The organism is Sphingobium sp. (genome assembly GCF_035511395.1).
In the GTDB taxonomy this organism is placed as follows: domain Bacteria; phylum Pseudomonadota; class Alphaproteobacteria; order Sphingomonadales; family Sphingomonadaceae; genus Sphingobium.
In genome coordinates, this window is record NZ_DATKFP010000231.1 from 1 (window position 1) to 7,164 (window position 7,164).

General features: G+C 65.0%; 6 protein-coding genes, 1 tRNA gene and 1 pseudogene. 3 read left to right on the forward strand and 5 right to left on the reverse strand.

The genetic code is table 11. From position 1 onward, the window contains the following. Positions 1-836, reverse strand: a pseudogene (locus tag VMR39_RS15720) (hypothetical protein); the annotation flags it as partial. Positions 837-978: 142 nt separating this feature from the next. On the opposite strand from VMR39_RS15720, the gene recJ reads away from it, so the two are divergent. Both recJ and VMR39_RS15730 read left to right on the forward strand, forming a co-directional pair. Further along, positions 979-2,778: a single-stranded-DNA-specific exonuclease RecJ gene (gene recJ / locus VMR39_RS15725; RefSeq protein ID WP_325416888.1), complete on the forward strand. Its 1,800-nt coding sequence runs from the start codon at positions 979-981 to the stop codon at positions 2,776-2,778. Positions 2,779-2,870: 92 nt separating this feature from the next. Next, positions 2,871-2,945 (forward strand) — tRNA-Glu (locus VMR39_RS15730). Positions 2,946-3,153: 208 nt separating this feature from the next. On the opposite strand, the gene VMR39_RS15735 is transcribed toward VMR39_RS15730, so the two are convergent. From VMR39_RS15735 to VMR39_RS15750, 4 genes are all read right to left on the reverse strand, one after another. Continuing rightward, entirely contained in the window at positions 3,154-4,290 is a 1,137-nt protein-coding gene (locus tag VMR39_RS15735) for an Arm DNA-binding domain-containing protein (protein WP_021246312.1), read from the reverse strand. Beyond that, positions 4,251-4,454, reverse strand: a complete 204-nt coding sequence (locus tag VMR39_RS15740) for an excisionase (RefSeq protein WP_021246311.1) — start codon at positions 4,452-4,454, stop codon at positions 4,251-4,253. Before VMR39_RS15740 ends, VMR39_RS15735 begins: the two co-directional genes overlap by 40 nt. A 756-nt stretch (positions 4,455-5,210) precedes the next feature. Next, a complete protein-coding gene (locus tag VMR39_RS15745) occupies positions 5,211-5,879 on the reverse strand; it encodes a MobA/MobL family protein (protein WP_021690788.1) in 669 nt (222 codons plus the stop codon). Positions 5,880-5,952: 73 nt separating this feature from the next. Continuing rightward, positions 5,953-6,342: a helix-turn-helix domain-containing protein gene (locus tag VMR39_RS15750; protein WP_021246309.1), complete on the reverse strand. Its 390-nt coding sequence runs from the start codon at positions 6,340-6,342 to the stop codon at positions 5,953-5,955. Between the two features lie 449 nt (positions 6,343-6,791). On the opposite strand from VMR39_RS15750, the gene VMR39_RS15755 reads away from it, so the two are divergent. Further along, complete coding sequence (locus tag VMR39_RS15755) at positions 6,792-7,097, forward strand: hypothetical protein (RefSeq protein WP_037484342.1); 306 nt, start codon at positions 6,792-6,794, stop codon at positions 7,095-7,097. The last annotated feature ends 67 nt before the right edge of the window (positions 7,098-7,164 follow it).

Sequence of the window (7,164 nt, forward strand, 5' to 3'; positions counted from 1 at the left end):
TCCGCCAGCCCGCCGCCGAACTGCCGATCGGAACTGCTCGTCCACATCACCATGTCGCCCATCTGGCCTCCAGGTCCCTGCCTGCCGCCCGTCACGAAGGCCAGCCATGCCGTCGCCCCGGCGATACCTGTCCAGCTCAGCCGCGAGGCGCCGCTCGGCAGCGCCGAGGTGGTGGACGAGATCGGCGCCATGAAGTCCCGCGCGAGGGTGAAGGCGATCTCGGGCGCATAAGTGCTGACCACCTTGTGCGCGCCGACCAGCGAACTGTCGGCCTTCACGAACTTGCGGTCGTCCGCCGGCCAGCGCGCGAAGCTGCGCGAATTCGCCTGCGTCGGCCCCCAGTCGCGGACCACGGCGGAGCCCGGCATTCCCGGCGGCACCTGTCCCGCCGCCACCTTGGCGAAGTCGAGGACCACCGGCTGCCCCTTCGGCGCATGTTCGCCGCAGCCCCAGAAGATGAGCAGGCGCCCCTTCGGCTTTTCGGGCAGGAGGTCGGGCGTCTCTTCGGCGCGCGGCAGCGGCGCCAGTTCCACCGACTTGCCCAGTTTCGCGGCCGGCGGCATGAAATGGTCGGCCTTGACCTGGCCGCCCGTCGCCGCCTGCGACGAGCCGAGACGCAGGTAAAGTTCGTGCTGGACCTGGCTCGCGCCGCCGCCCATCATCATGCTCATCGCGGCGCCCATTCCGCCGCCCATGCCGCCGAAGCCGGTCACGGTGCCCGCCCGCATGTCGTAGCGCGCGACGGGCGCCGCGTCGCCCGCCGCAAGTACCGCGACAGGAACCGCCACCACCGTTACTGCCGCCAGAACCGGCCACGACTTGCCCGAGATGCGCATCTTCACAACTCCCTTCCCCGTCCTGGCGATCCTACCCAGTCGCGCCGCGCGCAACCAACGACAAATGCCGTCACGAAATAAGGGGATCGACGCGGGCCCGGCACTTCCCGTCGAAGCGCAGGTCGGGTAACGCCGCAGGATTATGGAATCACGATCCGCAAGTGTCTTCGGGATCGATCGCTCGCTTGCAGGCAAGGCCTGGCGCTGGCGTGGCGGCAACATGGACCTCAGCGAAGGGTTCAGCGCAGGCCCCGCCGGGCTCGAGGACGACATCGTCACCCAGCTCCTGCTGTCGCGCGGCGTCCCCCGCGACGACCTTGAGCGCCACCGCAACCCCAGCCTGCGCGCCTTCCTTCCCGACCCGTCGGCCTTCCGCGACATGGACGCCGCCGCCGAACGGCTCGCCCAGTCGGTCATGACCGGCGAGACGGTCACCGTCTATGGCGACTACGACGTGGACGGGGCGACCAGCGCCGCGCTGCTGATCCTGCTGCTGCGCGCCCTCGGCCACGACGCGCGCTACTACATCCCGGATCGCCTGCTCGAAGGCTACGGCCCCTCGGGCGAGGCGCTGGTGCGCATCGCCGGCGAGGGATCGAGCCTCATCGTCACGGTGGACTGCGGCGCGATGGCGCACGAGGCGCTCGAAATGGCGCATCAGGCGGGCGTCGACGTGATCGTGGTGGATCACCACAAGTGCTCCCCCGTGCTTCCGCGCGCCGCCGCGCTCGTCAATCCCAACCGGCTCGACGAGGACGAACTGGCGGCCGGCCACGGCCACCTCGCGGCCGTCGGCGTCGCCTTCCTGCTCGCCGTGGCGACCGTGCGCACCCTGCGCCGCCGCGGCTACTTCGAGACCCGCCGCGAACCCGACCTCTTCGCCCTCCTCGACCTCGTGGCGCTCGGCACCGTGGCCGACGTCGCAGCGCTCCACGGCCTCAACCGCGCGCTGGTGGCGCAGGGGCTCAAGGTGATGGCGAAGCGCGAGAACATCGGCACGTCCGCCCTGATCGACGCGAGCCGCCTCGGCCGCGCGCCGACCTGCAGCGACCTCGGCTTCGCGCTCGGCCCGCGCATCAACGCGGGCGGGCGCGTGGGCGAATCGACGCTCGGCGTGCGCCTGCTGACGACCACCGATGCCGACGAGGCCCGCGACATCGCCGCGCAGCTCTCGCGTCTCAACGACGAGCGCCGCGCCATCGAGCAGGCGGTGCAGGAAATGGCCGAGATGCAGATCGACCGGCAGCACAACCGCTCGGTCATCGTGGTGGCGGGCGAAGGCTGGCATCCCGGCGTCATCGGCATCGTCGCCGGGCGGCTCAAGGAGAAGACCGGCAAGCCCACCCTCGTCATCGCGCTCGGCGCGGACGATACGGGCAACGGCAAGGGATCCGGCCGTTCGATCGCGGGCGTCGACCTTGGAGCCGCGATCATCGCCGCGCGCGAGGCGGGGCTGCTGGTCGCAGGGGGCGGGCACGCCATGGCGGCGGGCCTGACGATCGCGCCCGACGGTCTGGACGCGCTGTCGGACTGGCTCGACGAACGCCTGGAGGCCGACGTCGCCCGCGCCAGCGCCAGCCAGTCGATGCAACTCGACCTCGCGCTGTCGCCCGGCGGCCTCACGCCCGGCCTCGTGGAGACGCTGGAGAGCGCCGGCCCCTACGGCATGGGCTGGCCCGGCCCGCGCGTCGCGGTGGGGCCCGTGCGCATCGTCAAGGCCGACGTGGTGGGCGCGGACCACCTGCGGCTGATCGTCAGCGGGCCGGATGGCGGGCGCTTCAAGGCGATGGCCTTCCGCTCGGCCGAGACCGAGATGGGCCAGGCGCTGCTGCACGCCGCGCAGGGCCGCCGCCTGTGGCTCGCCGGACGCGCGAAGATCGACGATTGGGGCAGCCGCCCGCAGGCGGAACTACACCTCGACGACGCCGCTTTCTGCGACTGAAAAGGCGATGTCATTTTTATAGCAGCTAGGGGGTTGACCCCCCCGCGGACCCCCGCTAGAGGGCCGGTCCTGCCTCCGGCGCAACCCGGTACGGCCCCTTCGTCTAGCGGTTAGGACGCGGCCCTTTCACGGCTGAAACACGGGTTCGATTCCCGTAGGGGTCACCAGCTAAGTAGTTGATATTGTTAGGGGGAATCGCGAAAATGCGGTTTCCGTGGCACTTTCGTGGCACATTTGGCGTTTTTCGAGGCCACCCCAGCCCCCGTTCCAGGCTCTTTTAGATCACCTCAATAGCTGCCCAGTAGACGAGGGATTCGTTCGCGGCAGCCGCCACCGACAGGCAAGCCCTCCCCACAGACCAGCCAGACATCCGCGTCAGGAACCGTAGATCTGATTGAGCTTGGCTGCTTCGCGGCCATAGTCCGCGTGATCGATCCATTTCGAGTAGTGCCGGAACAGCATTGCCGCGCTCTTGTGGCCAAGCTGGCGGGCGATATAGGCCGGGTTCACCCCGCCCATCAGCGCCGTCGTCGCGTAAGTGTGGCGCGTTTGATAGGCATCACGGCTGCGGATGCCGAGCGCACGCAGTGCGGGATGGAAATAGAGCTTCCGCTGATCCTGCACGTCCGGCCACGGCGTGTTTGTGACCGGGTTGATGAAGATCGGCGAATCGAGCCCCCGCATGAAGCTGTGCGCCTTCTGGCGTCTAAGCACGGCCATCATTCGCGGAGTAAGATCGACGTCGCGCACGGTCCTGGTCTTGGTCGATTTCTCCACGGCCCGGACGCGGGCACGCTCGACCCGGATGGACTGGCGCTTCCAGTCGACGTCGCGCCACTGGACGACGATCTGTTCGCTGGGACGCATGCCGGTCCCGAAGGCGAACTCATACCAGTTCCAGACCTGCTCGTCGTAACGCTCGTGCATATAGGTGAGGATGCGTTCGGTCTCTTCCCGGTCGAACGGGTCCGGCTCGCGTTTCTGATGCTTCTGGCTCTTGATCCGTTCCAGCGGCGAGCGGTCGATCAGCTCGTCGTCGAGAGCCATCTCGAAGATGCCGCGCAGCGGAATGACGTTGTTGTTGATCGTCTTGCCGCTGACCTGCTTCGCCCGGTCGGCGATGACCTTCTTGATCTCGCTCGGCTTGATGCTCTTGAGTTGCCGCTCACCGAAAGCCGGCGACCAGACATTATTGATCGCCGACACATAGTCGGACATCGTCGATTTCTCGACTACGAGCGTTGCGAGCCACTCTTTCGCATAAGTCTTGAAGCCCGCGTATTTGTTCCGGTCGGGTTTGGCATCACCCTTGGGAAACGTGCTTTCATAATCGAAGACGCCGAGATCGATTTCCTGATGGACACGGGCCATCAAGCGCTCGGCCGCCTTGATGTTAGCGGATGTGGGTTGGAGCTGGAGCGTTTCGCGATAGAGCCGCCCGTTCCAGCGGAAGCGGACGCGAATGCAGCTTTTCAGCGGCTCGACGCCAGTCCCTGGCCGTTTTCTACCCATTTGTGGAAGCCTTCGAGGTCGATGCAGATGCTGCCATCGGGAGCGCGGCGATATTCGCGGCCCTGAATCCACACGCCGTCGGCGATCTTTCGATAGACCGCTTTCTCGGTGTAGCCGGTCAGCTCGGCGAAGCGCTTGATGCGCACGTAGCGCGCGCCCGTCATGACAGTGCTCCGGTTGAGGAAAGGAAACCACGGACAGCCAACCGTCCGCTGCTTCCTCTCTCCTCCCGCTCCCTTCCCTTCCGGCCGATCTGCGATGACCGCATGGCCGGCCGACCAGGACGGGCAGGCGCTCGCGAACGTGGGTCTGGATAATCCTCGCAGAAATGGCGCATGGATCGCTGGCCTGTTGGGCAGCGCAAGCAGGCCATGACGCGACGTCAGTCTAGCATTTCGATCCTGGTCCTAAAAAGAGGCCAAGATCGCATATTTGGGCAACCCACTGCCTAATCTCGTGCTTTCGCCTGTCAGCCTATTGGCGTTGTCGCGCCTTGGAAGAGACTCGCAGCGTTCCACTCGCCGTTGTTGATGGCCTCGAAGAATGGGACAAATGATCGGGACGCATGGCGGCCTGCCGCGCGCGATCGCGGGCGCGCTGATTGACAGGAGGGGGTGGAGCCTCGATCGTCTCGGCGTCATCGTCAACATGACCGGTCCGCTCGCCGGCATGGCCTCCGCAATGCTCACCGGGTGGCTGGCCAACAGGCTCGGTCGGCGGCGGATACTTCTTGTCGCAGCGGCCGTTCAGCTTCTAGCCGTTTTCGCCGTGGCGGCAGCGGTCATGGCGACGGCAATCCCTGCCGCTGCCGTCGCCGCATGTGCAGTCGGTTATTTTCTCCTCTACACGCCCGCCGCAACCGCCCTCGCCGTCGTCATGATGGACCGCACCGCCGGTGAGGCGCCGGCCACGGACTATTGTCAGGATGTTTGCCGGGCGCGCGCCGCGATACGCTTGCGGGCCATGCCGATATGCTTAACCGGCGGAGCGTCGATGCCGCGTTCTTCGTTGGACCGATGATCGACGCGGACATCATAGCCGAGCGCCGCGAACTTATCGTTCAGCATCATCGCCCAGGCCGCGCGGATTTCGAGCAGCTTCACGCGGCTGTTCCATTCGCGCGGTTTCCGGCCGAACATGCCGTCGACAATCGGACGGGTCGGTATCAGCACATAGCCATGGTGGCGCTTGCCTCTGGGCGTATCGCCCATTTCGATCAGTGTCAGGTCGGCGGCAAAACCCGCGATGCAAAATATCTCGCTGGCGAAACGCTGCAGAACCGCGATCGACGCCGGCAGGTCCAGTTCATCGGGCAGCGCCACGTCGAACTGACGGCCAAGCTGCGCATCCTTGCGGATTTCGGCGGCTTCGAGCGCGTTCCAGAAACACTCGCGATCCTCCCACTGCGCGGGGCCCCCGGACGGCAGTATCAGCGCAGACCAGGCAACCGCCCGCTTGTTCACAAAATTGGAAAACCGGCCGTAGCGCTCATCGTACAGGCGGCAGCTGTTTTGCCATGCCGCGGCCGCGACGATACTGCGTCCGGCGCCGCGGCTGATGATATTCACATGGAAATGAAAGATCGCCATCTTTTCCGCCTGTCCCAGCGTCACGCCCGAACCGGACCGTCAATTTTCATGACTGGTCCTTCCCGCCGTCCCGCTACCATTCGGGTGAGAGGTCCTGTTTCAGCCCGGCGATCACCGCATCCGAGATCGCCTCAATGCATGTGCGTTCGATGCTGGCCAGGTCACCGTGGATCAGTTGCCGCGGGAACCGCATGCGTTGGCCCGCATAGAGGACAGGCAGCGCGATATGCGCGGTCGATGCACCGAGCCGGAGCAGTGCGATCAGATGATCCTCCAGCCTAATCCCCGGATCGCCGGACTCGATCGCGCGATACCAGCGCAGGCTTCCGCCCATTTCGGTGGCGACCTCCAGCTGCGTCAAACCGAGCGCCTTTCGCGCCTGCCTGATCTTCTCGCCGGAGAGCTTCTTGAGTTCCTTGAAGATCGACAGGTCGACGTCGGCGAATTTTCCATCGGATGCCATATGTCCTTCCTCCCCGGTTCGGCCCGTCGGGCTCTGTGGGTAATCCGGCAAAGGTAGGATCGTGGAGTAACCAGCATCAAGAATAGATGCCGATGATTTTAGAGGAATATCTCTGCCCATTTATAGCGGATGCGCGACCATATTTATGTTTCGACGCACAATGAGCAGTTAATTTCCATTTTCCTCCAAATCGGATCATTCAGGAACTTTATTGCCGAACCGGCACCAGATCAGTCCATGTGATCCCGAAAGCGAATTTATAAGGCTAAGTTCGCATATTTACGGCTAATATCGCCATTTCAGGCACCCCACTGCCGGGGCCTGTTGCAATCCTCTTCGTTTCAAATCACTCAGATCGTGTTGCGAGGGTTCAAGTCGAATCGGACCTGATACTTCGGACCATTAAGTATTCATCAACCATGGCGCGGGGCGCCAACATGGAGTCGTGCATGATGCCGATTGCCAAAGCGATGACGGCTGCCCTGGGCACACTGATCGTCACGACGACAGCCTGTGCCGGACCCGGCGGACATGGCCGACAGACAGTTATCGCGCCGGTGGCCGAGCAGCCGCGCATCGTGGTGGCGACGGTCGATGGGTTCGTTCTGCGCGCCGCCGTGACGAACCGGATGGAGTCGATGCCCGCACCCGTCACTGCCGAGCACATCCCGGTGGGGTCGGGCACGCATGTCGATGCGCGCCTGCTCTCCCGCCCTGCCAGCACTCTTCAGGAGAGATCGCATGCACATCCATAAGCCCACCCGCCTGTTTGGTGCGGCAGCCCTCGTCCTCCCCTTGTTGCTCGCTGCTCAAGGCGCAGCG

Excerpts from the sequence above, each read along its gene's own strand:
- VMR39_RS15750 (WP_021246309.1), bottom strand. The coding sequence starts at position 6,342 with ATGGCATCCGATGGAAAATTCGCCGACGTCGACCTGTCGATCTTCAAG.
- VMR39_RS15735 (WP_021246312.1), bottom strand. The coding sequence starts at position 4,290 with ATGGGTAGAAAACGGCCAGGGACTGGCGTCGAGCCGCTGAAAAGCTGC.
- VMR39_RS15740 (WP_021246311.1), bottom strand. The coding sequence starts at position 4,454 with ATGACGGGCGCGCGCTACGTGCGCATCAAGCGCTTCGCCGAGCTGACC.
- VMR39_RS15745 (WP_021690788.1), bottom strand. The coding sequence starts at position 5,879 with ATGGCGATCTTTCATTTCCATGTGAATATCATCAGCCGCGGCGCCGGA.
- recJ (WP_325416888.1), top strand. The coding sequence starts at position 979 with ATGGAATCACGATCCGCAAGTGTCTTCGGGATCGATCGCTCGCTTGCA.
- VMR39_RS15755 (WP_037484342.1), top strand. The coding sequence starts at position 6,792 with ATGATGCCGATTGCCAAAGCGATGACGGCTGCCCTGGGCACACTGATC.